At 70.7% G+C, this 25,946-nt stretch carries 20 protein-coding genes; 8 read left to right on the top strand and 12 right to left on the bottom strand.

Translation table 11 applies throughout. The features are described 5' to 3' along the window. Positions 1-143 precede the first annotated feature (143 nt). The 3 genes from ACFOY6_RS06345 to ACFOY6_RS06335 all read left to right on the top strand — a co-directional run bounded on the left by ACFOY6_RS06345 (position 144) and on the right by ACFOY6_RS06335 (position 2,727). Entirely contained in the window at positions 144-794 is a 651-nt protein-coding gene (locus tag ACFOY6_RS06345) for a TetR/AcrR family transcriptional regulator (RefSeq protein ID WP_379649605.1), read from the top strand. 79 nt (positions 795-873) lie between these two features. Continuing rightward, positions 874-1,641 (top strand): SDR family oxidoreductase, encoded by a 768-nt coding sequence (locus ACFOY6_RS06340; RefSeq protein WP_379649603.1) that lies wholly within the window; start codon positions 874-876, stop codon positions 1,639-1,641. Between the two features lie 120 nt (positions 1,642-1,761). Then, positions 1,762-2,727, top strand: a complete 966-nt coding sequence (locus ACFOY6_RS06335) for a 2-hydroxyacid dehydrogenase (protein ID WP_379649601.1) — start codon at positions 1,762-1,764, stop codon at positions 2,725-2,727. Between the two features lie 10 nt (positions 2,728-2,737). On the opposite strand, the gene ACFOY6_RS06330 is transcribed toward ACFOY6_RS06335, so the two are convergent. Genes ACFOY6_RS06330 through ACFOY6_RS06315 form a run of 4 tightly spaced genes read right to left on the bottom strand, consistent with a single transcriptional unit; the run spans position 2,738 to position 7,849 of the window. Continuing rightward, complete coding sequence (locus ACFOY6_RS06330) at positions 2,738-4,927, bottom strand: putative bifunctional diguanylate cyclase/phosphodiesterase (protein WP_379649599.1); 2,190 nt, start codon at positions 4,925-4,927, stop codon at positions 2,738-2,740. A 59-nt stretch (positions 4,928-4,986) separates the two neighbouring features. Continuing rightward, entirely contained in the window at positions 4,987-5,676 is a 690-nt protein-coding gene (locus ACFOY6_RS06325; RefSeq protein WP_379636546.1) for an ATP-binding cassette domain-containing protein, read from the bottom strand. Next, positions 5,676-6,854 (bottom strand): ABC transporter permease DevC, encoded by a 1,179-nt coding sequence (devC, locus tag ACFOY6_RS06320; RefSeq protein WP_379636548.1) that lies wholly within the window; start codon positions 6,852-6,854, stop codon positions 5,676-5,678. Before devC ends, ACFOY6_RS06325 begins: the two co-directional genes overlap by 1 nt. Continuing rightward, entirely contained in the window at positions 6,851-7,849 is a 999-nt protein-coding gene (locus ACFOY6_RS06315; protein ID WP_379649597.1) for an efflux RND transporter periplasmic adaptor subunit, read from the bottom strand. The genes devC and ACFOY6_RS06315 overlap by 4 nt, the downstream gene beginning before the upstream one ends. 286 nt (positions 7,850-8,135) lie before the next feature. Here ACFOY6_RS06315 and repA point away from each other — a divergent pair, with 286 nt between their 5' ends. From repA to ACFOY6_RS06295, 4 genes are all read left to right on the top strand, one after another. After that, complete coding sequence (repA, locus tag ACFOY6_RS06310) at positions 8,136-9,305, top strand: plasmid partitioning protein RepA (RefSeq protein WP_245906495.1); 1,170 nt, start codon at positions 8,136-8,138, stop codon at positions 9,303-9,305. Further along, a complete protein-coding gene (gene repB, locus ACFOY6_RS06305; RefSeq protein ID WP_379636554.1) occupies positions 9,302-10,291 on the top strand; it encodes a plasmid partitioning protein RepB in 990 nt (329 codons plus the stop codon). Before repA ends, repB begins: the two co-directional genes overlap by 4 nt. A 365-nt stretch (positions 10,292-10,656) precedes the next feature. Beyond that, positions 10,657-11,589 carry a replication protein RepA gene (locus tag ACFOY6_RS06300; protein ID WP_367604220.1) on the top strand — a complete coding sequence of 311 codons (933 nt, stop codon included), beginning with the start codon at positions 10,657-10,659 and terminating at the stop codon, positions 11,587-11,589. Positions 11,590-11,717: 128 nt separating this feature from the next. Further along, on the top strand, positions 11,718-13,670 hold the full coding sequence (locus tag ACFOY6_RS06295; protein ID WP_379649594.1) for an AI-2E family transporter: 1,953 nt from the start codon (positions 11,718-11,720) through the stop codon (positions 13,668-13,670). A gap of 21 nt (positions 13,671-13,691) precedes the next feature. Here the strand turns inward: ACFOY6_RS06295 and ACFOY6_RS06290 are convergent, their stop codons facing one another. The 5 genes from ACFOY6_RS06290 to ACFOY6_RS06270 form a co-directional block, all read right to left on the bottom strand. Continuing rightward, positions 13,692-14,693, bottom strand: a complete 1,002-nt coding sequence (locus ACFOY6_RS06290; RefSeq protein ID WP_109518059.1) for a KpsF/GutQ family sugar-phosphate isomerase — start codon at positions 14,691-14,693, stop codon at positions 13,692-13,694. Between the two features lie 17 nt (positions 14,694-14,710). Then, positions 14,711-15,451, bottom strand: coding sequence for a 3-deoxy-manno-octulosonate cytidylyltransferase (locus ACFOY6_RS06285; RefSeq protein WP_379649592.1), 741 nt, complete (start codon positions 15,449-15,451; stop codon positions 14,711-14,713). Beyond that, entirely contained in the window at positions 15,448-16,296 is an 849-nt protein-coding gene (kdsA, locus tag ACFOY6_RS06280; protein WP_109518057.1) for a 3-deoxy-8-phosphooctulonate synthase, read from the bottom strand. The genes ACFOY6_RS06285 and kdsA overlap by 4 nt, the downstream gene beginning before the upstream one ends. A gap of 361 nt (positions 16,297-16,657) precedes the next feature. After that, positions 16,658-17,668, bottom strand: a complete 1,011-nt coding sequence (locus ACFOY6_RS06275) for an NAD-dependent epimerase/dehydratase family protein (RefSeq protein ID WP_379636562.1) — start codon at positions 17,666-17,668, stop codon at positions 16,658-16,660. Between the two features lie 366 nt (positions 17,669-18,034). After that, positions 18,035-19,174, bottom strand: a complete 1,140-nt coding sequence (locus ACFOY6_RS06270; protein ID WP_379649590.1) for a glycoside hydrolase family 5 protein — start codon at positions 19,172-19,174, stop codon at positions 18,035-18,037. 152 nt (positions 19,175-19,326) lie between these two features. Here ACFOY6_RS06270 and ACFOY6_RS06265 point away from each other — a divergent pair, with 152 nt between their 5' ends. Next, positions 19,327-20,613, top strand: a complete 1,287-nt coding sequence (locus ACFOY6_RS06265; protein ID WP_379649588.1) for a family 16 glycosylhydrolase — start codon at positions 19,327-19,329, stop codon at positions 20,611-20,613. Between the two features lie 84 nt (positions 20,614-20,697). Here the strand turns inward: ACFOY6_RS06265 and ACFOY6_RS06260 are convergent, their stop codons facing one another. From ACFOY6_RS06260 to ACFOY6_RS06250, 3 genes are read right to left on the bottom strand one after another with little or no spacing between them, the layout of a single operon-like run. Continuing rightward, the gene (locus ACFOY6_RS06260) at positions 20,698-22,242 is read right to left on the bottom strand and encodes a hypothetical protein (RefSeq protein ID WP_379649586.1); all 1,545 of its coding nucleotides are present in this window, start codon (positions 22,240-22,242) and stop codon (positions 20,698-20,700) included. Then, the gene (locus ACFOY6_RS06255; protein ID WP_379649584.1) at positions 22,239-24,476 is read right to left on the bottom strand and encodes a GumC family protein; all 2,238 of its coding nucleotides are present in this window, start codon (positions 24,474-24,476) and stop codon (positions 22,239-22,241) included. The genes ACFOY6_RS06260 and ACFOY6_RS06255 overlap by 4 nt, the downstream gene beginning before the upstream one ends. After that, positions 24,473-25,939 (bottom strand): glucosamine inositolphosphorylceramide transferase family protein, encoded by a 1,467-nt coding sequence (locus ACFOY6_RS06250; protein ID WP_379649582.1) that lies wholly within the window; start codon positions 25,937-25,939, stop codon positions 24,473-24,475. Before ACFOY6_RS06250 ends, ACFOY6_RS06255 begins: the two co-directional genes overlap by 4 nt. Positions 25,940-25,946 lie beyond the last annotated feature (7 nt).

Below are 25,946 nucleotides of genomic sequence, written 5' to 3'. Positions count from 1 at the left end.
TGTGCGGCACCGGCGGGCCGCGCCCGGCGGGGCGGCTTGGTGCGTCGGCGATATGACGCTAGAAGAAAGCTGACCAAATGGTCAATAATTTCCCAAGGCCCCCGATTGGCCCATTTGCAAGGCAGCAGGCCGGAATTCTGATCATGACGCAGGCAGGGAATGCACAGATCGGCCCGCGTGCCCGCCAGCGCCAGGCGCGCATCGCGCAGATCCTGGCCGGGGCCGAGCGCGTCTTCGCCGAGGCGGGCTTCGAGGGGGCCAGCATGTCGGAACTCGCCGCCGCCGCCGGCCTGCCCAAGGCCAACCTGCACTACTACTTCGGCACCAAGGAGGCACTCTATACCACCCTGCTCGACAGCATTCTCGCCCTCTGGCTCTCGGCCACGGACAGCATCCGCCCTGAGGCGGAACCGGCCGAGGCGCTCACTGCCTATATCCGCGCCAAGATGCGCTGGTCGCGCGAGCGGCCGCAGGCCTCCCGCGTCTTCGCCAACGAGGTGCTGCACGGCGCGCCCTATCTGCGCAGCCACCTGGCTGGGCCGCTGCGCGCGCTGGTGCGGGAGAAATCCACGGTGCTGGAGGGCTGGATCGCGGCGGGCCGCATGGCGCCGGTGGACCCGCCCCACCTGTTCTTCAGCATCTGGGCGATGACCCAGACCTATGCCGATTTCGGCGCCCAGATCGGCGCCGTGCTGGACCTGCCGGAGCCGGACGCCGACTGCTTCGCCCGCGGCACCGACACCATCCTGCAGCTGGTGTTGCGCGGCTGCGGACTGGAGCCGCCTGGACGCTGAGGGCGGCGCCCTGGCCTTGCCCTGCCGCGCTCCACCCGCCACCCTGGCCGCGAAACGAAATCCCCGGGGAGGGACCCAGATGACGGCAGGACTTTTCGACCTGACGGGGCGCCGCGCGCTGCTGACCGGCTCCAGCCAGGGCATCGGGCTCGCGCTGGCGCGCGGCCTGGCCGAGGCCGGCGCGCAGGTGGTGCTGAACGGCCGCGACCCGGCGAAGCTGGAGGCCGCCCGCGCGGGCCTCGCCGCTTCGGGGCTCGCCGCCGAGGTCGCGGCCTTCGACGTGACCGAGGCGGCGGCGGCCGAGGCGGCGCTGGCGGAGATCGAGGCGCGGCTCGGCCCGGTGGACATCCTGGTGAACAATGCCGGCATCACCCGCCGCATGCCGGCGCTCGACGTGCCGCCGGCGGTCTGGCACGAGATCCTGCGCACCAATCTCGACGGGGTGTTCTTCGTGGCCCAGGCCGCCGCGCGGCGCATGACGGCGCGCGGGCGCGGCAAGATCATCAACATCGCCTCGGTGCAGAGCGACCTGGCGCGGCCCGGCACCGCCCCCTACGCCACCAGCAAGGGCGGTGTGCGGATGCTGACCCGCGCCCTCTGCGCCGAGTGGGCGGCAAGGGGCGTGCAGGTGAACGCCATCGCCCCCGGCTACTTCGCCACGGAGCTGACGCGGCCGCTGGTGGAGGATGCGGAGTTCACCGCCTGGCTCGCCCGCCGCACGCCGGCCGGCCGCTGGGGCCGGGTGGAGGAGCTGGTGGGCGCCTGCGTCTTCCTGGCGGCGCCGGCCTCGGACTTCGTCAACGGGCAGATGCTCTACGTGGATGGCGGCATGACGGCGGTGGTCTGAGGAACGCCCCCGCCAGGGCCGGAAGGCCGCTGCATCCCGGCTTGCCGCCGGGATGATTTCTCCGCACGCTCCGGCGGATACGGCTTCCTGCCCTCTTCGTCCTCGCTCCCGGATCACCCGATGCCCCGCAAGATCATAGTGCTCGACCCGATCACGGCCGAAACCGCGCGGCGGATGCGTGCGCTGCTGCCGGCCGGCCTGGAACTCGACTACGCGCGCAGCCGCGACCCGGCCCATCTGCGGGAGATCGTGGCCGATGCCGAGTTCCTGGTCTCCGGCCAGATCGCGGTGGACGCCGCGCTGCTGGCCGCGGCGGGCCGGGCCAGGCTGCTGCACAAATGGGGCGTGGGCGTCGACAATTTCGATCTGGCGGCGGCCAGGGCGCGCGGCATCACCGTGGCCCGCACCACCGGCAGCAATGCCGTGCCGGTGGCCGAGTTCACCCTGGGCCTGATGATCGCCCTGCTGCGCAACCTGGCCTTCGGCCATGCCACGCTGCGCGCCGGCGCGTGGCGCACCACCACCCTGCCCAAGCCCAGCTTCATGCTCACCGGCAAGACGGTGGGAATCATCGGCTATGGCGCGATCGGGCAGAATGTCGCGCGCCTGCTGAAGCCTTTCGGCTGCCGCATCCTCTACAACAAGACCCGCCGCCTGGACCCCGCGGAGGAGGCCGCGCAGGATGTGCGCTTCGCCCGTGTTCCGGAGGTGCTGGCCGAGAGCGACGTCGTCTCGCTGCACTGCCCGATGACGCCGGAGACCGCCGGGATGATCGACCGGGCCGCGCTGCGGTCCATGAAGCGCAGCGCCGTGCTCATCAACGTCGCCCGTGGCGGGGTGGTGGTGGAGGCCGACCTCGTCGCCGCGCTCGAGGCCGGCGAGATCCTGGGCGCCGCGACCGATGTCTACGAGACGGAGCCGACGCCGGCGGAGAACCCGCTCCTGCGGTTCGACAACGTCGTGGCAACGCCGCACATCGCGGCCCTCGCCGCCGACAATTTCGAGAAGGGCATTCGCCAGATCTTTGGCAACATCGAGCGCGTCCTGCGCGGCGAGGCCGTGGCGGCGGCGGATTTCGTCTGCTGAAGCCGCCCTCTCATTCCGCCGCCAGCAGCGCCCGCACGGCGTCGGCGGGCATGGCCATGCCGTAATGGTGGCCCTGGCCTACGTCGCAGCCCAGCCTCTGCAGCAGCCGGTGCTGCGCGCCGCTCTCAACCCCTTCCGCCACCACCTCCAGGCCCAGCCCATGCGCCAGCTGGATCAGCATCTCGACGATCAGCCGGCTGCCGCCCTCCTGCTCGACATCGTCGATGAAGGATTTGTCGATCTTCAGGGAGTGGATGGGGAAGTCGCGCAGATGCACCAGCGAGGCATAGCCGGTGCCGAAATCATCCAGCGCGATCCGCAGGCCGGCATCGTGCAGGCGTTGCAGGATGTGAGTCACGGCGGGCCTCTGCGGGCCGAGGAACACGGTCTCGGTCACCTCGATCTCCAGCGCCTCGGGCGGCAGGTCGCAGGTGCGCAGCCGTTCCAGCACGCGCTCCACCAGCCCGTCCGACAGCACGTCGGCCTCGGTGACGTTCAGCCCGATCCGCGTGGGCGGAAGGCCGTCCAGCCGCCAGTTCGCCAGGTCGCGGGTGATGGCCGCCAGCATCCGCATGCCGATCAGCTCGGCCGTTCCCGGCTCCTGCAAGGCCGGCCAGAACTGCGCCGGGCCGCTGACCGTGCCATCCGGCTCCAGGACCCGCATCAGCGCCTCGAAGCCCATCAGCCGGCCGCTCGTGAGGCACAGCTTCGGCTGGTAGAACGGGCGTAGCCGGTCCTCCGCCAGGGCGCGCTGCACATGGTCGATGGCCGCGCGCCGCTGCTGGAACTGCGTGGCGATGGATGGCGAGAACAGGGTGATGCGCGCCTTGCCCTGCCGGCGCCCATCGGAGAGCGCCATGTCCGCCTGCCGCAGCAGCCCGATCGGGCTTGCGGCATCGTGCGGCCAGCGGGCCACGCCGATGCTGACGGAAAGCGGCCGCCAGCTCTTCTCGCCCGGCAGGCGGGTCTGCAGGGCGGCGACCATGCGCTGCGCCATCTCGCGGATTTCCGGCAGGGTGCCGGGGTTGGGCAGCAGCAGGGCGAACTCATCGCTGCCCGTGCGCGCCGCGAAGCCTGGCTCCGCGACCAGGCGGCGCAGCCGCTGCGCGACGCCGCTCAGCACCTGGTCACCTTCCTGATGACCGTGGCGGTCGTTCAGATCCTGAAAGCCATCCAGGTCGAGCACGTACAGCGCCGCCTCATGGCCCTCCGGCATCGCGCGGAGTGCCTCGAGCCGCTCGAACAGCGCGGTGCGGTTGCCCAGGCCTGTCAGGCTGTCGGTGTGCGCCAGCTTCCGGAGGCGGCCCATCATCCGCCAGCCTTCCGTCACATCCTGCACGATGCCGAGGACCCGCACCGGCACGCCCTGCTCCGTCTCGATTTCCGCCAATGCGCGCACACGCCGATGGCGGCCGCGGGCCGTGACGAAGTCCGCCTCGAAATCGAGCGGCCCTTCACCCTTGATGGTGGTGTCCATCATCTCCTGGATCCGGGCACGCTCATGCTCCGGATAGAACTTCAAGGCGCCCGCCAGGGAGATGGGCGTGCCGACCGGCAGGTCATGCAGCCGGTAGATGATCTCGGACCAGTAGACCTTCTGGCTTTGCAGGTCGATCTCCCAGGCGCCGAGCTGCGCCATCCGCGCCGCCTGGTGGAGCAGGCGGTTGTGCCGCCGCAATTGCAGGCCATGCTGGCGCAGCTCCATCAGCACGTCGCGCAGCCGCACCTCCTGCATCCGGTCGTGCAGCAGGGCCTGCGCGACCAGCGCGAAGCGCCGCATCGTCTCATGCTCCCCCGCTCCGGCCCGGCGCGGGCTGCCGTCCATCGCGCAGAGCACCCCGAGCGCCACGCCGTTCACGGTCAGTGGAATGCCGATATAGAAGCGTGTTCCTCCCGGCTGCACGGCCATCGGGTGATCATGGAACTGCGGATGGGACCAGGCGTCCTCGACAGCGAGCAGATCATGGCCGCGCAGCGTGGCGTCGCAGAGGGCATTCAGCCGCGGAATCTCCCCGACGCCCAGGCCCACCGAGGCACGCGGCACAAGGCGGTCCGGCCCGGCGAGGGACAGCATGGCCATGGGGCAGCGCATCGCCTCGGCGAACACGCGGATCAGGGCGTCGAACTCGGGCCCGGCGGCCTCCTCTCCGAGGCAGGGCATGCGCCGGGGATTCTCATCGGCGGCGTTCGGCGAGGCCATGGCTTCTCCCAGGACAGAGGCCGCCTGCGGCCCGGAGACACGCAGCCGCGTCGCCACTCTCACCCCGCCGGCAGGGCGGGCACGACCCGCCCATCTTCCATGGTCACGATCCTGTCCGCCATATCCAGAATGCGCGGATCATGGGTCACCATCAGGATGGGCACCTGACGCTGCCGCGCCATGCGCCGCAGCAGGACGGCCACCTCCTGGCCGCTGGCCTTGTCCAGCGCCGCCGTGGGCTCATCGGCCAGGATCAGCCCCGGATCGCCCACCAGCGCCCGCGCGATGGCGACACGCTGCCGCTGGCCGCCCGAAAGCTGGGAAGGAGGCTTGTGCCGGTGATCCTCCAGCCCCACGGAGGCCAGCATCGCATCGGCCCGGGAGAGGCGCTCGCGCTCGGTAAGGCCGGCCTGCAGCTCCAGCGCCATGGCGACATTCTGCCGGGCGTTGAGGAAGCCGAGCAGATTGTGGTTCTGGAAGATGAAGCCGATGCGCCGGCGCAGGGCGCGGCGCTGCCCCTCCCCCGCCCCGGCCAGCTCTGTCTCCAGGACCCTTGCGCGGCCGGCCTGCATGGCCCGCAGCGCGCCGATCAGGGTGAGCAGCGTCGTCTTGCCGGAACCGGAAGGTCCGGTCAGCAGCACGATCTCTCCCGGCATCACCCGCAACGCGACGTCACGCAGCACAGCCCGCCGCAGCTCGCCTTCGCCGAAGGCGTAGGAGACCTCCTCCAGCACCACGGGGTCGGCCATCAGAACATGTCCGCGGGCTGCGCATCCCGCAGCTTGCGCATGGCCAGCAGGCCGGCGGCGGCGCACATGCCGAAGATCAGGCCGAACACCAGCCCGGCCCGCGACCAGCTCATGCCCAGCGGCAGGAAGGTGGCGCTGCCGACCACGTCGTAGAGCACGGCCGAGACGACGGCCCCCGGCACAAAGCCCAGCACGGCGAGCAGCAGCGCGGCGCTGAGCACCACCCGCGCCAGATAGCCATTGCTGTAGCCGATCGCCTTCAGCGTGGCGTATTCGCGGAGATGGCCGGCAATGTCGCTGAACAGGATCTGGTAGACGATGACCATGCCGACGATCAGCCCCATCAGGCTGCCGAAGGTGAAGATGAAGCCGATCGGTGTCGCTTCCTCCCAGTAGCGGCGCTCCCAGGCCACCAGCTCGGGCTGCGTCAGCACCACGACATCCTCGGGCAGAAGGGCCTTCAACCGCGCCTGCGTCGCCACGGGATCGGCGCCCGGCTGCAGGCGCAGCGCCACGAGATCGACATTGGCGACCGAGCGGTTCGGCAGGAGGCGCCGGAAATTCGTCTCGCTCAGCACCAGGTTGCCATCCGCGCCGAAGGAGGGGCCGATATCGACCAGCCCCATCACGTTCATCTGCCGCCCGCCGATCTGCACCGGCAGCGGCGTGCCCGGTTGCGCCGCGAGCAGCCGCCCCACATCGCCGAATTCCGGCCGGGAGCGGCGGTCGAACGCCACGGCGTCGGGCTGTTTCAGCCGGTCGGCCAGGGCGGCGAGGCCGTTGAAGCCCATCGCATCGCTCTCGATGTCGAAGGCCACGAGCTGGATGGCCCGCCGCGTGCCGCTCTCCGGGTTCCGCCAGGTCACCTGCGCCATGTAGACCGGCACGGATTGCCGCACTTCAGCCAGGGCCAGCGCCTGCTGCGCCCGGATGCGTGGCAGCGGTTCCGGCCGGAAGCTCGCGGTGGTGAGCGGGTTCATCAGGAAAAGCTCGGCCCGCATGGCGGAAAGCAGGGCGGTGGCTGAGTCGAACAGCGCGGCGCGGAAGCCGATCTGCATGAACACCAGCACGCAGGCGAACATCACGCCGGCCATGGCCGCCAGCAGGCGTGCCCGCTCGGCGCGGAGCTGGCGCCAGGAGAGGCGCAACGGCAGGTAGAGCGACTGCAGGAGGCTCATGGCCGGATCGCCACCTGGACCTGCATGTTGGACCGCCGCCTCAGAAGCGCTGCGCCGGCCTCGTCCAGCCTCAGGCGCACCGAGACGGTGCGGGCGTCGACCGCAGCGACGGGATCGGTTCCGGCCTGGACGGTGCGGCGCACCTGCCAGCCGATCTCCGTCAGCAGGGCGGAGAGCCGCTGCGCCTCTCCGGGCACGATGATCTCGGCGGGCTGCCCGAGCCGCAGGCGCGGCAGATCGGTCTCATAGACATCCGCCACCACCTCCATCCGGCGGAGATCGGCCAGCTCCAGCAGCCCGTCCTCGCCGATGCGGTCGCCCGGCCGGGCGTGGATGCTGAGCACCGTCCCGGCGATCGGCGCGTAGAGGCGGCTCAGTGCCAGGTCTGCCTGGGCCACCCGCAGCCGGGCCTGCGCCGCCCAGATCTGGGCCTCGGCCACGGCGACGTCTTCCGGCCTGGCGCTGCGCAGGCGCGCGAGCACGGCTTCCGCCTCGGCCGCCTCGGCGCTGGCCCGGGCTGCCGCGAAACGGCGGCGCTCCGCCTCGGCCTGCCCGCCCGCGCCGCTGGGCACCAGCTGCTCGGCGCGGAGGGCGTCCCGACGGGCGCTGGCTTCCACCGCCCGCAGGGCTTCGAGCCGGGCGCGCTGGGCATCGATTTCCTCGGAACGGCCCGCCGCCTGGACCAGCGCCATCTGCCGCTCCGCCTCGGCCAGGGCGGCCTCGGCCTGGCGGAGCTGGGCGGCCTTCTGCTCGGCATCGGCCAGTTCGGCCAGAAGCTGGCCTTCTTCCACGGTGTCGCCCTCCACCACCAGGAGGCGGGCGAGCCGCGTGACGCTCATGCCGCCCGGCACGCCCAGGCGGCGGATGCGCGAGGCCGGCTCGACACGGCCCAGCGCTCCCACGCCCACGGGCGCTGGCGTGGTGGCCGGGGCGGGCGGCGGGTCTGCCGGCCACACCACCAGCGCCGCCAGCACCGCCGCCAGGCTGGCAGCCACGGGAACAATCCAGAAGCGTCGCTTCATACGGTGCGTCTCGACTTGGCCGATAGATACTCTGCCGTGGTCCGTACGCCAGCCCGGCAGGCCTCAGGCAAGCCGGCCGGGCCGCCCCGGTCATTGACAGCTGTCAATGACGCGCGTTGACAGCTGTCAATGAGGAAGGTGGGAAAGGCTTTGCGGCGGATCGACATTCCGATGATATACTAACGCTGAAATGCCTCTTTGCCGGAGAAAAGCGTCGGTCATGCATTCCCCTGAGGACAACGCCCCGGCGCCGGCGGCCATGGACACATTGATCAGCCAGGATGCCCAGGCTCTCAGTGCACAGCTGGCCCTGCTGCGCAACCGCATCTTCCCGCCCGTGGCCCAGAAATCGCTCCGGCGCTTCAGCAGCGGCGAGGCCGCGGCCCTCCTGCAGATCAGCGATTCCTATCTGCGGCAGCTGGCCCTTGCGGGGGAAGGCCCGGCCCCGGCCAAGAGCAGCGGCGGCCGGCGCGCCTACACGCTGGAACAGATCAACGAGCTGCGCGGGCTGCTGCGCGGCAAGGGGCGGCCGGCCCTGCCGCGCCGCCGGCCAGGAGACCATCTGCAGGTCCTGGCGGTGGCCAATTTCAAGGGCGGTTCGGGCAAGACCACCACCAGCGTCCATCTGGCCCAGTACCTGGCCTTCCAGGGGTACCGCGTGCTGGCGCTGGACCTCGACCCGCAGGCCAGCCTCTCCGCCCTGTTCGGCTACCAGCCCGAGCTGGATATCGGCGAGAACGAGACGATCTACGCGGCGCTGCGCTACGACCGGCAGCAGCGCCCGCTGCGCGAGGTGATCCGGCCCACCTATATCGACGGGCTGCACATCGTCCCTGCCAACCTCGAACTGCATGAGTTCGAGCACGACACGCCCCGGCTGCTCGCCCAGTCGGAACGCTCGCGGGAGACGCTGTTCTTCACCCGCCTGACCGAAGCGCTGGCGAGCGTGGAGGCGGATTACGACGTGGTGGTGATCGATTGCCCGCCGCAGCTCGGCTTCCTCACCCTCGCCGCCCTGTGCGCCGCCACGGGCGTGCTGATCACCGTGCATCCGCAGATGCTGGACATCGCCAGCATGTGCCAGTTCCTGCTGATGACGGCCGACCTGCTCGCGGTGGTGCGGCAGGCCGGCGGCAATCTCGACTATGACTTCCTGCGCTATCTCGTCACCCGGTACGAACCGCAGGACGGGCCGCAGACGCAGGTGGTGGGGTTCCTCCGCAGCCTGTTCGGCGCGCGGGTGCTGACCAATCCGATGGTCAAATCCACCGCCATCTCCGATGCCGGCCTCACCAAGCAGACCCTCTACGAGGTGGGGCCGCAGAATTTCAGCCGGGACACCTACAACCGGGCCGCCGAGGCCCTGGACGCGGTGAATGGCGAGATCCGGCAGCTGATGCTGCAGGCCTGGGGGAGGACCAGCCGATGAAACGCAAGAACACGTTGCGCGACCTGCTGAGTGCCGGGCCGGAGGCGGAGGCGGCGGCGCAGCCCACCACCGCCCGTGTGCCCTCCGGCGCGGTGCGCGCCATGGGCCTCAGCCTCGGCCACCTGCGGGAGGAGGCGCAGGCGCTGCGGGCCAGCATCGAAGCGGGCGACACGGTGGTGGAGCTGGACCCCGCCCTGGTGGAGGGCTCCTTCGTGAACGACCGCCTCGCCGCCGACAGCGAGGGGGAGTTGCGCGCGCTGGTGCAGAGCATCGCGGAATCCGGGCAGCAGGTTCCGGTGCTGGTGCGCCCCCACCCGGACAAGACAGGGCATTACCAGATCGCCTATGGCCACCGGCGGCTGATCGCGGTGCGGCGGCTGGGGGTGCGGCTGAAGGCGGTGGTCCGTGCCCTGAGCGATGCCGAGCTGGTCGTCGCCCAGGGCAAGGAGAACATCGAGCGGCGCAACCTGACCTTCATCGAGCGCGCCCTGTTCGCCGCGCATCTGGAGGCGCATGGCTTCGACCGCCCCACCCTGCACGCCGCCCTGGCCGTGCAATCGGCCGAGATGACGCGCTACCTCCAGGTGGCGCGGAGCATCCCGCGGGCCGTCATCCTGGCGATCGGCCCGGCGCCCCGGACCGGCCGGCCCCGGTGGCTGGAGTTGCAGCGCCTCTTCGCGCAACCGCAGGCGGAGGACATGGCGGCGCAGGTGGTGGCAGGCCCGGGCTTCCGCGCCCTGAGCAGCGATGCCCGCTTCCAGCGCGTCTTCGAAAGCCTGCGCCATGGCGGGGCAGCGCCGGAGGCAGGCCGCTTCTGGCACAATCCCCGGGGAGAGCCGGTGGTGCGGATCGAGCAGAGCGCCCAGGGAATGCGCCTGACCATCAATGAACGGCTGGAGCCGGAGTTCGGCACCTATGTGGCGGAGCAGCTGGAAGCCCTCTACCAGGGCTTCCGGTCCAGCCGCGAAGGACGCAAGGCGCGCTGAAGGGGTGTGGACTTTGCCGACCGGTCCTCCGGTGCAGCCCTCGTCCATCGCTGCAGGACTGTGGACTCTGCCGACCGGCGGTTCGCGGAACGCCGCGGGAAACAGGGATTTCCGGCGCCAGGAGCACCATCCGGAGTCGCAGCCCCCCTCCACAGGGCACAGCGTGGACTCTGCCGACCATACCGTGGACTCTGCCGACCCGCGGCCACCGCGATTCAAAGGTTTAGTCGGGTTATCCCGTGGACTCTGACGGCACAGAGCAAATAGAAGAATCAAATACTTCCAAATAGCTATGGTCGGCAGAGTCCACATCGACAGCGGCGCCCGATTGCGCCAGTTTGCCGGGCAATTCGCAGCGGATGGTCATGGGCAAGGTTCATCATCTCATCGAAGCCTATGGGCGGCAGGCCACCCGTGACCTGCTGGACGGCCGGCGTGCGCCCCGCATCGTGGAGGCAGCGGCGTCCTGGTCGTCTGATGAGGAGATGGGCACCGGCTACATCCATTCCGGATGGTGCCAGACAGCGCTGCCGCACCGCCGCCCGCAGGATGACAGCGCGATCTGGAAGCTCGAGACGGACAGCATGACGCTGCTGGTCGAACCGGGCGTCAGGCTGAAGGCGGACGGCACGCCTTGCCATGTCGGCGTGCCTTTCGGCGCCATCGCCCGGCTGATCCTGATCTACCTGCAATCCGAGGCGCTGCGGACGGGGTCGCGGGACATCCAGCTCGGCCGGTCGCTGCGCGACTTCCTGGGCCGGCTCGGGGTGTCCGTGGGCGGCAAGACCACGAAGCTGGTGCGGGAGCAGGCCGACCGCATCAGCCGCTGCCGCCTGTCCTTCCACTTCACGCGCAACGGCGCGACCGTGCTGGTCAACCAGAACATCGTCGACATCGCCATGTTCGTCGACGACCCGACGAACAGCGCGGCGGGGCAGGGGGATCTCTTCGTCGAGACGGCCCGCCTGTCGGAGAGCTTCTTCCACCAGCTGCGCCAGCACGCGGTGCCGCTGGACGAGGCGGCGATCCGGCACATCCGCAATTCCTCGATGGCGCTCGATGTCTATTGCTGGCTCGCCTACCGCCTGCATGCCCTGCAGGGCGACAAGATGGTGAGCTGGGGTGCCCTGGCAACGCAGTTCGGCGCCGGCATCCGGCTGCGCAAGCACTTCAAGGCCGCCTTCACCGAGAACCTGCAACTGGCCCAGGCGGTCTATCGCGACGCCCGGGTGACGCTGACCCCGGACGGGCTGCTGCTGCAGCCCTCGCCGCCGCCCGTGCGCAAGCTGACGCGCTGAGACGTACCGGGTCGGCAAAGTCCACACCCGGCCCGGGAAATTTCGCCTCCGACTCAGCCGTTAGCGCCACCATGGCGTTTACCGCGCAGGAGCTCCCGCTCCATACCCGAGCCGGAGGCACTGAGCGCATGCCCGACATCCGAATTTCCGACGCGGCACCATCGGCCAAGGTCGCGCCCGCCGAGGCTCCCGACATACGAAGCCTGACAACCCTGGCCGGAGCCGTCGTGGTGGTGGCGGGCCTCTACCTCGGGCGGGACGTGCTGATCCCGGTCACGCTGGCCATCCTGCTCAGCCTCGTCCTGTCTCCGCTGGTGCGGCTGCTGCGGCGGGCCAGGCTGGGTCGGGTCGGCTCGGTGATCCTGGCGGTGCTGGTCGCGATCGGTGTCCTGGTGGCGGCCGGGATCGTCATCGGCGCCCAGCTGGCGGAGCTGGCGCAGAGCCTGCCGCTCTACCAGCACAGCCTGCAGCAGAAGATCGACACCCTCCGGCAGATGACGGTGGGGCGCCTGGGCGAGGTGCTGGAACGGATCGGCGGGGAGGCCACGCGCACGGCCCCCTCCGTCGTGCCGCCCGTCACCCCGCAGGGGGGCACGGAACCGCCGCCGGTGCGGGTCGAGGTGCTGGAACCTGCCCTCACGCCGGGCCAGATGGCGACCAACCTGCTCTCGCCCCTGGCCGGGCCGCTGGCGCAGACCGGCATCGTCCTGGTGGTCACGGTGTTCATCCTGGTGCAGCGGGAAGACCTGCGCGACCGGTTGATCCGCCTGTTCGGCTCCACCGATCTGCACCGCACCACCGTGGCGATGGATGACGCCGCATACCGGCTCAGCCGCTTTTTCCTGGCGCAGCTTTCCATCAACCTGGGCTTCGGCGCCGTCATCGCCGCCGGGCTGCTGCTGATCGGCGTGCCGAGCCCGCTGCTCTGGGGGCTGCTCGCGGCGCTGCTGCGCTTCGTTCCCTATGTCGGCGCAGTGCTGGGCGCGGTGCTACCGATCGGGGTGGCCGCGGCGGTGGATCCTGGCTGGTCCATGGCGCTCTGGACCGCGGTGCTGTTCCTCGCCATCGAGCCCTTGATCGCCCATGTGGTGGAGCCGCTGGCCTATGGCCACAGCACGGGGATGTCCCCCGTCTCAGTCGTGGTGGCGGCGATCTTCTGGAGTTGGATCTGGGGCCCGATCGGGTTGATCATCGCGACCCCGCTGACGCTGTGCCTGGTGGTCCTGGGCCGGCATGTCGACCGGCTGGAATTCCTCGACGTGCTGCTGGGCGACCGCCCGGCCCTGACGCCGGTGGAGAATTTCTACCAGCGCGCCCTCGCCGGCGACCCGGACGAGGTGCAGGAGCAGGCGGAGCTGCTGCTGCGCGAGCGCTCGCTCTGCTCCTACTACGACGAGGTGGCGCTGAAGGGCCTGGCGCTCGCCGCCAGCGATGTGCGCCGCGGGCTGGTCACGCCCGGCCAGCTCGCCCGCATCCGCGAGGCGGTGCAGGATCTCGCGGAAGGGCTGGGCGAGCTGCCGGATGTCGACCCGCCGGCCGTGCCGCCCAGCGGCAATGGCGGGCGGATCCTGCGGCTCTCCTCGGCCGAGCAGCGCCTGCCCGCGCCTGTGCCGATGAAGCTGCCGGACGCGCGGGACATCCCGCCACCATGGCGGGCCGAGGGAGCGGTGCTGTGCGTGGCCGGCCGCGGGCCGCTGGACGAGATTTCCGCCCTGCTGCTGGCGCAGATCCTGGGCAAGCATGGCCTCGGCGCCCGGGTGGTGCCGCATGCGGCGGTGTCGCGGCGCGACATTGCGCGGCTGGACACCCGGGGCGCGCTGATGGTCTGCGTCTGTGTCGTGCAGATGCCGGGCGCGCCGTCGCATCTGCGCTACCTGCTGCGCCGCCTGCGGCAGGTCTTGCCGCAGACGCCGATTGTCGCCGGCATCTGGACGGGGCAGGAGGCCGGGCTTGACGAAAGGCTGCAGGACAACCTCGAAGCCCGGCACATCGTCAGGACGCTGCGGGATGCGGTGCTCGCCTGTGCCCGCGCCGCCGTGGAGGAAGCCGATCAGGACGCACGGCGTCCGGCATCTCCCTGACGGCGCGAGCCATGGCGGGCGTCAGACGACGCCGGCGCGCAGGAGGTCGTGGATGTGGACGATGCCGACCGGCACCCTGTCCTCGACCACGAAGGCGCTGGTGATGGCGCTGTTGCTGAGCTCGGCGAGCAGGGCGGATGCCAGCATGGCGGGGTGGATGGTGCGCGGCGACCGCGTCATGATGTCGTCCACTAGGCTGTCGACGAAGCCCTGGGTGAAGGCGCGGCGCAGATCGCCGTCGGTGACGACGCCGATGAGATGCCCTGCGCCATCGAGCACGCCGGTGACGCCGAAGCGCTTGGAGGTCATCTCGACGATGGCCTCCGAGAGCCTGACCCCGGAGCGGACCAGGGGCATGTTCTCTCCGCCATGCATCAGGTCGCGCGCCTTGCGCAGCTTGGCGCCCAGCTTGCCGCCCGGGTGGAACTGGCGGAAATCCTGCGCGCTGAAGCGCCGCAGCGAGAGCAGGGCGACGGCGATGGCGTCGCCCATCGCCATCTGCATGGTGGTGGAGGTGGTGGGAGCCAGGCCGTTGGGGCAGGCCTCCGGCATCGCCGGCAGGATCAGCGGCACGTCGGCGGCGCTGCCAAGGGCGCTGGCGGCGCGCGAGGTGATGGCGATCAGCGGCACCCCGAAGCGCTTGCAGTAGACGATGATGTCGGACAGCTCGGGCGCCTCGCCGGACCAGGAGAGGGCGAGGACGGCGTCCTCGTGCTGGATCATGCCGAGATCGCCATGGCTGGCCTCGGCGGGGTGGACGAAGTGCGAGGGCGTGCCGGTGGAAGCCAGCGTGGCCGCGATCTTGCGCCCGACATGGCCGGACTTGCCCATGCCGGTGACGATGACGCGGCCGCTCTTTGCCTGCGCCTTCTGGATGGTGCCGATGGCCTGGGTGAAGCTGTCGCCCAGCGGCCCGTCGAAGGCGGCACGCAGCGCCGCGAGGCCGCTGGTCTCGACCTCCAGCGTCTCGCGCGCGGCCTGCAAGGGGGAGGTGGCCTCCAGCGCGCTTTCCAGCGGTGCCATGTCGTCTCTCCTGCTGTTCAGGCCGTGGCCGGCCGCGCCAGGAGCGCGCGCGCGCGCTCGAGGTCATGGGGCGTGTCGACGCCGAGCGGCACCTCGGCCACCTGCATGGCGTCGATGCGCATGCCATCCTCCAGCGCGCGCAGCTGCTCGAGCTTCTCGCGCAACTCGAGCGTGGAGGGGGCGAGGGTGACGAAGCGCTCGAGCGCGGCGCGGCGCCAGGCATAGAGGCCGATGTGGTGGTAGAGCGGCCCCTCGCCCCAGGGCGCCGTGGCGCGGGTGAAGTAGAGGGCGCGGAAGCGACCGCCGCCCAGCGGGCTGCCGACCATCTTGACGACGCTGGAGGCGGTGCGCTCCTCCTCCAGCACGATCGGGGCGACGGCGGTGCCGATGGCCACCTCCCTGTCGGCCAGCGGGGCGGCCGCGGCGCGCAGCGTGGCCGCGGCCACGGTGGGCAGGTCGCCCTGCAGGTTGATCACGGCGTCGAAGCGGCGGTCGGGGTCGATGCGGCCCAGCGCCTCGCAGACGCGGTCGGAGCCGGAAGGATGGCCGGCGGCGGTCATCACCGCCTGGCCGCCGGCGGCCCGCACCGCCTCGGCGATGGCCGGCGTGTCGGTGGCCACCCAGATGGGCGCGAGATCCGCCTCGACGGCGCGGCGCCAGACATGGACGATCATCGCCTCGCCATGGATGTCGGCCAGGGGCTTGTCCGGCAGGCGGGTGGCGGCGAGGCGGGCCGGGATCAGGATGACGGGGTTCATGCGGCCGTCTGCTCCGGCCGGGCCTTGGTCAGTCGGTCGATCGCCTGCAGCTCGCGCAGCAGCCCCTCGAACTGGCGCAGCGGCACCATGTTGGGGCCGTCGGAGGGCGCGCGATCGGGGTCCTGGTGGGTCTCGATGAAGAGGCCGGCGACACCGACGGCGACGGCGGCGCGCGCCAGGACGGGGACGAACTCGCGCTGCCCGCCGGAGGAGCCGCCGAGGCCGCCGGGCTGCTGCACCGAATGCGTGGCATCGAAGATGACGGGCGCGCCGGTGCGGGCCATGATCGGCAGGCCGCGGAAGTCGGAGACCAGGGTGTTGTAGCCGAAGCTGGTGCCGCGGTCGGTGAGCAGCACGTTCGGGTTGCCGGCGCCGGTCAGCTTCTCGACCACGTTCACCATGTCCCACGGCGCCAGGAACTGGCCCTTCTTGACGTTGACGGCGCGCCCCGTGGCGGCGGCGGCCAGCAGCAGGTCGGTCTGGCGGCACAGGAAGGCCGGGATCTGCAGGATGTCCACCGCCTCGGCGACGGGCGCACACTGGGCCGCGTCATGCACGTCGGTCAGCACGGGCAGGCCCAGGCTTTCGCGGATCTCGGCGAAGATGGGGAGGGACCTCTCCATGCCCAGGCCACGCTGCGCACTGGCGCTGGTGCGGTTGGCCTTGTCGAAGCTGGTCTTGTAGACGAGGCCGATGCCGAGCCGCGTGGAGATCTCCTTCAGAGCGGAAGCCATTTCCAGTGCATGCGCCCGGCTCTCCAGCTGGCAGGGACCAGCGATCAGGGCAATCGGCAGCCTGTTGCCGAACCGCACGGAACCGGCTTCAACAATGCTGTTGGTATCCATCAGGAAATCCTCTCCGGGCGCGAAGCGCCTATCCATCCGTGCATTATAAAGCAGAATGCTGCTCACGCCGCGACCGGAGCCCGGCAACTGCATTGCTTCCATGCGGGGTTTGTGAACTTATTCCTAACTTTTGCTCGGCTCCGGCTCATTGGCGGGTTCCGATAGCCGACTCCATCCCGCGTCGGTGCCGGGATGATGGATCAGGCGCGTTATGCGGCAGGGCGCTCCGGCCTCGCGGAACAGGTCAGCCATGGCAGCAGGATCGTAGCATAAGAGGCACCCATGCCGGCCCTGAGCCCGACACCCCAGGGTGCCGCTTATGGTCTCCGGGCCCGCACCAGCCCGGCCGGCAGGCTCCGGCTCAGTTCAGGCGATTATAGCCGCGGTACCAGCTGACGAACCGTGCCAGCCCTTCCTCGATCGGGGTGACCGGCGCGAAGCGTACCGCCGCCTGCAAGGCGGAGACATCGGCGTAAGTCCGTTCCACATCGCCAGGCTGCATCGGCAGCATCCGCCGCTCTGCCTTGCGACCGATGATGTTCTCCAGCACGTCGATGAAACGATCCAGCTTCACCGGCGTGTGGTTGCCGATGTTGAAGATGCGATGGGGCACGCCAGGATCGATCCGCCCCGGCTCGCCGGCCGTGGCGACACGGTCGGCGGGCGGCTGCACCACCAGGCGCCGGATCGCCTCCACCACCTCATCGATATAGGTGAAATCGCGTTCCATCCGGCCATGATTGTAGATGTCGATGGAGCGCCCGGCAAAGATCGCGTCGGTGAACTTGTAATAAGCCATGTCCGGCCTGCCCCAGGGTCCATAGACCGTGAAGAAGCGCAAGCCGGAGGCGGGAATGCGGAACAGGTGGCTGTAGGTTTGCGCCATCAGCTCGTTCGCGCGCTTGGTCGCGGCGTAGAGCGAGACCGGCCGATCCACCGGGTCGCTTTCGGAGAATGGCACCTTGCTGTTGCTGCCGTAGACTGAGGAGGAGGACGCGTAGACCAGGTGGCGCACCGGAAAAGCCCGGCAGGCTTCCAGGACCGACAGGAAGCCGTCGATGTTGGAGGATGTGTAGGCGGCAGGATTTTCAAGCGAGTAGCGCACGCCCGCCTGGGCCGCCAGATGCACCACGGCATCCGGTGCGAACCGCTCGAATGCCGCGCGGGTTGCCGCCGCGCCGGCGAGGTCGATGCGCTCGAAGGCGAAGCCCGGCCGGCCGGCCAGATCCTGCAGGCGCGCTTCCTTCAGCCGCGTATCGTAGTAGGGGGTCAGATTGTCGAGGCCCAGAACCTCGAACCCATCCTGCAGGAGCTGCACGCTCACTGCACGGCCGACGAAGCCCGCAGCGCCGGTGACGAGAATGCGCTTCATGTCCTCCCCTCAGGGTCGGCCGCTGGAACAATGATGGAACCGGGTGCCATGTATGTCGTCCGTGCTGGGCTTGAAGCCCACGCCTAGCACGGCGATGGTCCTGCCCTCCACCGGGCCGCCGCAGGTGGCGATGGCGCGCCGGCCATCCGCCCGCCGCGGGATTCTTCGGCGGCCTACCCGATCCCCGCCTTGATCACTGCGCCGCCGGCTTCTTCATCCCCTGCATCGGGGATCCCGCGCCCAGGCTCCAAGGCCCCTCCGGCACATCCCCGCGAGAACGCCTCAGCAGAGCTGAACGGACGCTGAGCGCAAGCGTCCACGCTCATCATCCTGCGCAGGACTGGCAGGTTTCGGCTCCGCACGATGTCAGGCCAGGCCGAGGGCACGCAGCATGGCGTGGTCGACCCGCAAACCGTGCCGGCCCCGGCGCACCACGCCGAACCCTCCACTGTAGTCCCACACCGTCCAGCCCTGCACGTGGCGGGACAGGGCGGCCTGGATGTCCGCGAGGTAGCGCAGGCGGTCGGCCAGGTTCACGCCCCCATCGCGGAAGACGCCGAACTCCGTGCATACCAGCGGCACGCCGTGCTGGCTGGCCCACTCGCCGGCTTCCGCGAGCAGGGCCTCGAGCGCGGCGCCGTCCCATCCCGCACCTTCCCGCGCCTCTGCCGCGATTGCCTGCCGGTCCGCCGCGGGCGCGGCCGCCCCGGCCGCCCTGACATCTGCGGCGCGCAGGGGATAGGGCACGCCCTTGATACGCGCATAGGGCTGCGCCCACGCCGCGCCCTGATGCGTGAACAGCATCGGCGTATAGCAGTGGAAGCTGTAGATCAGATTGCCGTCCTGCAGCGGATCGAGCTGGCGGAGGTCGCCCACCGTGGAGAAATTCCCGCCGGTGACAAGGATCGTGTGTCCGGGGGCTTCCGCGCGGATCGCCTGGACCAGCACGGCCTGCAGCCGGGGCCATCGCGGCCCGAGGGCTTCGCCCGGTTCGTTGAGCACCTCAAGGACAAGGCTTTCCGGGTCGAGCGGCGCCAGTAAGCGGGCGATGACCGCCCAGGTCTCGGCGAACCGTTCCGGCTCGCCGGGCACGGCCACGAGGCGCTCACGGAACATGTCCGGCGGGTGCATGTCCAGGATGACCGCCAGCCCGCGCGCCTGCGCCGCCGCGATGTCGCCCGCCAGCCGGTTCGCCAGGCGCCGCGCGGCCTCCGGCCGGCGCGGCATTCCGGCGACGGCGGGAGACATGTCGATCGGCAGCCGCACATGGCGAAAACCGAGCGCCGCGATCTCAGCCAAGGTCTCGCGGCCTTCCGCCTCACCCTTCGGGGCTGCCAGCGGATCGCGCCAAAGGCTGAGATTCACCCCCCGCCCCAGCCGCCTGGCACGGCGCCACGGCACATCGCCGGTATCCGGCACGAAGGCCGCACGGGGCGCTCCCGGCTTGGGCAGGGATGCGCCGAGAGCCGCGCCCAGCAAGGCCCGGCGTTGGACGGAACGGTACATCGTCTTCCCCACCCCCTCACTCGGCCTGCGCAACAGGACATTACTAAACAATAACGTGTAAGTCAGAATTTATTTCTGGTGGGGAACAGAGTCCAAAGTGCAAGTAAATTCTGTTGCACTCACGCAATCGAGATTCAGCTTGCGAGTGCTGGGTGTGCCCTGTAAGCGTTCGTTGCTCCGGATTCGCAATCCGGAGTTGCAACGAACTGCTTACGGAGTATTTTGTGGCCACTGTCCCCAGCACCACACCGAAACTGACCTTCCAAGAGGATTTCAGCAACCCGATTGACATTAGTCCCAACGGACGAGACTCGACAGGCCAAGGAACTTGGAAATCGCAGTGGTTCTGGGATTCGAGATACTCGGACGACAAAACGGATGGAGTCTATTTTTCTGACTCGTCCACCGGGTACAATCCATTCTCGCAATCGAACGGCGTTCTCAAGATTACTGCGAAGCCGATCGACCAGACCGGGGTGCCGAACGAGCCCGACTGGGTGACCCATGCATCCGGCATGCTGCACACGGACGAGATGTTCTCGCAGCAATACGGGTATTTCGAGTTCCGTGCGAAAAATGCCCCGGGCGACGGCTTTCTCAGCGCGCTGTGGATGATCCCCTCCGACCATTCCTGGCCGCCCGAGATCGACGTCTCCGAGGTCAGCGGGGGCGAGCCCAACACGGTCATCAACACCGTCCATACCCAGACGGGCAATGCCCGTTCCGACTGGACCGACGCCGCGACCTCCACCACGGCCGAGTTCCACACCTATGGCGTGGACTGGGGCCCGAACGAGATCGTCTACTATCTGGACGGCCAGGAAACCTTCCGGACGCCGACGCCCTCCGACGCCAACAAGCCCATGTACCTCACCCTGTCGCTGCATGTCGGCGCCGATGGCGCCTGGCACGGCAATGCCGATGACGGGGCGACGGCTTCCATGGAGATCGACTACGTGAAGGCGTGGGAGTGGGGCGGCGGCATTCCGGCCGGCGCGGTCGGCTCTGCCGAGCCGGACAGCGCCACGCCCGTCCCCCCGCCGGTCGCGCCGGTGGAGGAACCCGCTCCGGCGCCGAGCGTGCCCGGGCGCGTCATCGACGGCAACGGCCGCAGCAACACCCTCACCGGCACCGACGGCGATGACCAGATCTATGCCGGTGCGGGCAACGACACCATCACCGGCGGCAAGGGCAACGACCAGATCTGGAACGGCCCGGGCCGCGACACCAACGTGTTCCACAAGGGTGACGGCAACGACATCATCCAGGACTTCGCCAACGGCACCGACAAGCTGAAGCTCGTCGGGCTGCAGCGCGGTGACGTGGACTGGGCGCAGGAGAGCCATGACGGCGTCTCCGGCACCCTGCTGCATGCCGGTGCCGATGAGATCTGGATGCCGAACGCGGCGGTCACCGCCGCGGACCTGATCTTCGCCTGAGCCGGCCCGGAGGCCCCGGCGACCGGGGCCTCCCCCTGCCGCCCGGGGCGTTCCCGGTGCGGGGAGCCATCGGCCGGCCCGGCGTCACGCCCGGGCCGGCCGCCCGCCCGGCGGCTGATTGGCCACCAGCGCCCCCGCGAACAGCATCGCGACCCCGAGCGCGTAGACCGTGTAGGCCTCCTCCTGGAACAGGCCGTTCACGATCGTCATGGCCACCCCAATGAAGATGGCGTCCGTTGCCTGGGGCCGGGCGTGCCGCCATCCACGCCGCGGCCTGGCCGCCGCCAGAAGCGCGGCGAAGGCCGCGAGGTGGAGAAGCAGGCCCAGGCCCAGCTGGTAGAGCAGCACGCCGATGGCGCTCTCCAGCGCGAAATCCGCCCCGTTGTTCTGGAGGTCGATCATGTCGACGCCGGCGCGCGCCGTGTCCGACAGGTTGCCGCCCACGCCGATGCCGTGCCCCAGCGGGTTGCGCAGGAATCCATCGACGCCGCCGATCAGCCCGATGACATGGAAATCCCCGCTCTGCAGGCCGACATGGATCACCGCCGCCGAATACGTCACGACGGACACCGCCATGACCGCCAGCAGCAGGCGCGCCCGGCCAGCCCAGTGCCAGAAGAGCCACAGGCCCAGTGTCATGACCAGGGTGAGCATGGCGCCCTTCACGCCCATTGCGGCCAGGACCGCCGCCGCCAGCACCACGCTGCCGTACCACCGCAGGGCCAGCGCGGCGATGCCGCCCATGGCGATCACATAGGCATAGCTGATCGGGTGGATGTTCGGGCCGCCGAAGCGGAAGGACAGCGCGGTCGCCTCGCTGCCCGTCACGTTGAACAGGACGCTGGTGCGGGTCGCGATCAGGTCGCGCGCGGTGTGGAAGGGCCAGTCCAGCTCCGCGGCGGTGTATTTGAGGTTCATGAAGGGGATGCCCCCCGTCATCTCGTAGAACCAGGCCGGATCGGCCACCTCCAGCGCGCTGTAGCCGAGCCCCGCGGCAAGCGAGACCAGATAGCCGATGGCGAGGCTGCGGAAGCCCCAGACGCGGCCGGCATCCAGCCCCACCAGCAGCATCAGCAGCATCCCGGTGGCCGCGCGCAGGTACACGGCGGCCGAGGCGGGGGAGGAGAGCAGGGCGCCGTAGGCGGCATAGGCGGTGGACAGGGCGATGGCGGCGCAGGCCAGCAGGACGATGCGCCGCGCCGGCGCCGCCGCCCCGCGGCGCGAGAGCAGCAGGCGGGCCGCGGCAAGGGCGCCCAGCAGCCCCGTCGCCATGAACCCGGTCCCGAGCAGGACCTGGAAGGAGCCCGGCTGCATGCCGTCGCAGAAGAAGGCGACCATGGCGTTCTGGTAGAGCGCCAGCTGCCAGTACACGACCAGCCCGGCGAGCGGCAGCCACGCGTAGAGCAGCAGCAGGCCGCCCAGGGCCACGGCCGAGGCGAGCGGCCCCAGCTCCCGCACCAGCAGCACATGCGCCGCCAGCAGCGCCAGCCCCGCCGCCTGCCAGCCGAGCGCGTGGGCGATGGCCAGCCCCAGCGGCATGGCGCCCGGCGTGGCGCTTGGCGTGGCGCCCGTGACCGGCCGCGCCGCCGGGTCCGGGCGGAGGCCGGCGGGGGCGAGGGTGGCGCTCATCCGCGCGCCAGATAGTAGCGGCGCATGCGGCGGGAGAAGAAGCTGGCATCGCCGTGCCGGTACTGCTCGTTGTAGCGGGTATCGACCATGCTCATGGCGACTCCCGCCAGCGCGGCGCCGGCGATCCGCAGGCTGCGCAGCGCCGCGGCGGCCTCATCGGCGCGGGTGTGCTCCCAGCGGACCAGCAGCACGGATTGGGAAGCCATACGCGCCAGGGCCGGCACGTCGCCGCCGATGGGAACGGGCGGCGCGTCGATGATCACCAGCTCGGCCTCCGCCTCCATCTGCCGCAGGAGCCGCTCCATGGCCCCCGAGGCCAGGAGCTGCGTCGGGTTCGGCGGCCGGGGCCCGGGGGGCAGCCAGCGGTAGTCCCCGTCCGGCACGGGCCGCAATGCGGCGTGCAGGGTCGTGTCCGCGCGGAGCACGTCGGAGAGGCCGGCCTCGGCCGGGCCGCGGCGGCGCTGGCCGCGCAGGTCGGCGTCCACCAGGATGACCCGCATGCCCCTTCCCGCCGCCTCGGCCGCCAGGGCGCGCGCGACCGTACTCTTGCCTTCGCCCGGATTGGCCGAGGTGACGAGCAGGCTGCGCGGCGCCACCCCGCCGGGCCGGGGGCGCACCAGATGGGCGCAGAGGCCGGCGATGGCCTCGCGGAACATCGCCTGTCCCAGCCGGTCCCAGCGGCGGCGCCAGAGCGGGATGACGCCGAGCGGCACGACGCCCGCATCGCCGAGATCCTCCACGCTGCGCATGCCCCGCGCCATGGCTTCCCGGGCAAGCGCGGCCACGCCGCCGGCGCCGAGGGAGACGAAGGCCAGCAGGGGGAGCAGCAGCCGGAGGTTCGGCGCGTAGGGCAGGCGGGGCACCGTTGCCTCCGAGACCACCCGCGCGCCGGTGTCGCGGAGCCGTGCCTCCGCCCCGAGCTCCCGCGCGCGGACCAGGAAGTTCTCCGCCACGAGGCGGTCCGCCGAGACGTCGCGCTGCAGCTCCTGCAGCCTCACCTCCACGCCATCCGCCTGCGCCACCTCGCCGCGCAGCGCCCTCAGCCGTTCCGTGAGTGCCCGGTAGTGCGTCTCCGCGACGCCCGCCTCGTTGCGCGTGCTCTGGAGGATCCTGTCGGCCTCCCGGGCGATGTTGCGCCGGATATCGGCCAACTCCGCGTTGACTGCCTGCAGGGCGGGGTGGGAGCGCCCGTACTGCGAGGCGAGATCCGCCAGCCGGGCCGCCGACTGCGCCTCCTGCACGCGGAACTGCTGGATGGTGCGGGAGTCGAGGACGCTCGCCAGGCCATCCATGTTCCGCGCCGCCATCGCCGCCTCGGCGTCGCGCAGCCGTGCCGCCAGCTCGGAGCGGCGGAGGCGGAGGGCGGTGATCTGGCTGGCGACCTCGGAAATCTCCTGCTGCACGAGGTTGGCGCTGAGATCGGTGCGGGAGAGGCCGTTGACCACGCCGTTGGTGGCGCGGAACTCGACCACCGCGCGGGCCGAGGTGTCGATGCGGGCGCGCAGCGCGGCCAGCTCCGAATTCATCCAGGCGCTGATGGACCGCAGCTCCGCCGCCCGCAGCTCGGCCCGCATTTCCAGATAGGCCTCCGCCACGCCATTGGCGATCGCGGCCGCCCGCTCCGGCACCCGTGCCGTCGCCGTGATCTCGATGGCGCGGCTGCGCCCGATGGGGCCGACGGTGACGTTGCGGTCCAGGCTCTGCACGGTCGCGTCGAGGCCGCCCGCCTCCGCGCGCTGCACGCCGAGGAGCGCCAGGAGCCGGTGCACCGGTTCCTCGGACCAGCGGCCCAGCAGCCCGATGAGACTGTCGGCCGCCGCCAGCAGGCGGGAGGGGCGCAGCAGCGGGTTGAAGTCCGGGTCGGCCTCCAGCCCCAGCCTGGCCACGACGCGCCGCAGCAGCTCCCGCGAGCGCAGCACCTCGAGCTCGTCCGCCAGCATCTCCGTGGCCGGCGGCGTACTGGCGGTGACGCCCGGGCGCTGGAAGACCACGGTCTTCGGCGCCTCCAGCAGCACGGTGCCCGAGGCCCGGTAGGCCGGGGGAAGCGCCAGGAGGCCGACGAAGCCGCCGGTGAAGACCAGAAGCGTGACGGAGAGGATCAGCCATTTGCGGCGCCGCGCGGCCGCCCATGCGCTGGCGGCGACGTTGCGCTCGCGCTCGACCGCCCAGGACGGTTCGGGCGGTGCGGCCGCATCGGCGCTGAGGCGCAGGGTGTAGGGGGCTTTGGTGCTCATCCTCTCAATCCTGCTGCGGGCTTCCGGATCGGGCGGGCGCCGGGGCGCCGGAGCCAGTCCGCGGACGGCAGCCGGCGCGCCAGCCGGCGGAGCAGGATGCCGGGGCTCAGGGAAATGCGCTTTCCATCCACCAGGAAGCGGCCATCGGCCATGGCGGCGATGGTGTGCAGCCCGTGCGGGAACGGCCCTTCCGGGTCCGGCGACAGCACGGCCACCGGCTTCTCGCGGTAGGAGGAGGGCGTGCATTCAAGGATCTCGTTGACCACCAGCGCGGCGCCGTAGGAGGCGGCGCAATCCTGCGCAGGGCGCAGCAGCCGGCCGCCCACCGCCAGCAACGGGCCGGCCGGGCGCGAGGACCTGATGTCGATCTTCACCGGATTCGCCGGATGCGGTGTCCACGGCCCCTCGAGGCTCTCCGCGAACATCAGGCAGAGATTGTCGTGCGGGCCGAAGGAGACATCCGTGTAGGCCAGCCAGCAGAGGCCGCCATGGCGGAAGAAGGTCGGGTCCGCCATCTCCACCTCCTCGGCGACGGTGGCCACGGCGCGCGGCGGCGCGTCCGGCGAGAGCTCGAAGATCACCTGCCGGCGGCTCGCCGCCATTTCGGGGGTGCAGAACACCCGCCCATCCTCCTCCCAGCAGAACGGGTAGGAGAGATGGCCCCTGACCTGCACGGGGAGTTCCTCGGCCAGCACCGCGCCGGCCTCGGCCCCGAGCCGCAGCGCGCGGAGGCGCCCGAGGCCGGTCGCGTGGTCGAAATACTCGCACAGCGCCATGCCCAGGCGTCCCGGCCAGGGAAACGGGTCGGCGTGGTAGCCCTCCGCGCTGGGCGGCACGGTCCAGCGGATGCCGGGCATGATCCGGCTCCTCCCCAGCTCCTCCGGCGCGACCTCGGTGACGCCGACCGCCCAGTTCTCGCTGGTCAGCTTGTCGCGTGCCCGCTTCAGCCCGTAGGCGAGACGCCAGCGCCCCGGCCAGTCGGCGGCCTTGCGGGGGAGGGGCGCCCAGGGCCGCGTGGCCCGGCCAGGATGGCGGATGGCCTCGGCCACCAGCGCCGCCGCCGCCTTCATCGCCGCTTCCCTGAGCTCGGGATGGGGGCGCCAGGCGCCGAGATGCGCCTCGGCCAGGACCCTCCCCGGTGCGCCCGCGCGGGAATCCTCCACGAGATGCAGGGACAGCAGGCCCGGCGCCCGGCAGCATTGCCGCAGGCCGAAGCGGGGGGAGCACAGGAACTCCCCATGCTCGTCGACGATCCGCCATGCCCGCCCGCCGGCAGCGGCCAGCTTCCCGGGCGCGACCCGCAGCAGCACGGTTTCGGCACCATCGGCGTCCGGCGGTGCGGAGGCCGGCTCCGCCTCGACCGCCACCCGGACTGCCGGGCCGAGCGAGCGTTGGAGCTTCTCGGCGAAGGCAGCCACCGCCGCCCCGCCTGCTATCCGGAGTTCACGCTGCCAGGGCGACATGCTCGGC

Origin of the sequence: Teichococcus aestuarii (assembly GCF_042651065.1) — a bacterium.
Classification (GTDB): Bacteria; Pseudomonadota; Alphaproteobacteria; order Acetobacterales; family Acetobacteraceae; genus Pseudoroseomonas; species Pseudoroseomonas aestuarii.
Note: the sequence above shows the minus strand (reverse complement) of the source record. Positions and strands in the feature narration are given on the sequence as shown.

Excerpts from the sequence above, each read along its gene's own strand:
- ACFOY6_RS06345 (WP_379649605.1), top strand. The coding sequence starts at position 144 with ATGACGCAGGCAGGGAATGCACAGATCGGCCCGCGTGCCCGCCAGCGC.
- ACFOY6_RS06340 (WP_379649603.1), top strand. The coding sequence starts at position 874 with ATGACGGCAGGACTTTTCGACCTGACGGGGCGCCGCGCGCTGCTGACC.
- ACFOY6_RS06335 (WP_379649601.1), top strand. The coding sequence starts at position 1,762 with ATGCCCCGCAAGATCATAGTGCTCGACCCGATCACGGCCGAAACCGCG.
- ACFOY6_RS06330 (WP_379649599.1), bottom strand. The coding sequence starts at position 4,927 with ATGGCCTCGCCGAACGCCGCCGATGAGAATCCCCGGCGCATGCCCTGC.
- ACFOY6_RS06325 (WP_379636546.1), bottom strand. The coding sequence starts at position 5,676 with ATGGCCGACCCCGTGGTGCTGGAGGAGGTCTCCTACGCCTTCGGCGAA.
- devC (WP_379636548.1), bottom strand. The coding sequence starts at position 6,854 with ATGAGCCTCCTGCAGTCGCTCTACCTGCCGTTGCGCCTCTCCTGGCGC.
- repA (WP_245906495.1), top strand. The coding sequence starts at position 8,136 with ATGGACACATTGATCAGCCAGGATGCCCAGGCTCTCAGTGCACAGCTG.
- repB (WP_379636554.1), top strand. The coding sequence starts at position 9,302 with ATGAAACGCAAGAACACGTTGCGCGACCTGCTGAGTGCCGGGCCGGAG.
- ACFOY6_RS06300 (WP_367604220.1), top strand. The coding sequence starts at position 10,657 with ATGGGCAAGGTTCATCATCTCATCGAAGCCTATGGGCGGCAGGCCACC.
- ACFOY6_RS06295 (WP_379649594.1), top strand. The coding sequence starts at position 11,718 with ATGCCCGACATCCGAATTTCCGACGCGGCACCATCGGCCAAGGTCGCG.
- ACFOY6_RS06290 (WP_109518059.1), bottom strand. The coding sequence starts at position 14,693 with ATGGCACCGCTGGAAAGCGCGCTGGAGGCCACCTCCCCCTTGCAGGCC.
- ACFOY6_RS06285 (WP_379649592.1), bottom strand. The coding sequence starts at position 15,451 with ATGAACCCCGTCATCCTGATCCCGGCCCGCCTCGCCGCCACCCGCCTG.
- kdsA (WP_109518057.1), bottom strand. The coding sequence starts at position 16,296 with ATGGATACCAACAGCATTGTTGAAGCCGGTTCCGTGCGGTTCGGCAAC.
- ACFOY6_RS06275 (WP_379636562.1), bottom strand. The coding sequence starts at position 17,668 with ATGAAGCGCATTCTCGTCACCGGCGCTGCGGGCTTCGTCGGCCGTGCA.
- ACFOY6_RS06270 (WP_379649590.1), bottom strand. The coding sequence starts at position 19,174 with ATGTACCGTTCCGTCCAACGCCGGGCCTTGCTGGGCGCGGCTCTCGGC.
- ACFOY6_RS06260 (WP_379649586.1), bottom strand. The coding sequence starts at position 22,242 with ATGAGCGCCACCCTCGCCCCCGCCGGCCTCCGCCCGGACCCGGCGGCG.
- ACFOY6_RS06255 (WP_379649584.1), bottom strand. The coding sequence starts at position 24,476 with ATGAGCACCAAAGCCCCCTACACCCTGCGCCTCAGCGCCGATGCGGCC.
- ACFOY6_RS06250 (WP_379649582.1), bottom strand. The coding sequence starts at position 25,939 with ATGTCGCCCTGGCAGCGTGAACTCCGGATAGCAGGCGGGGCGGCGGTG.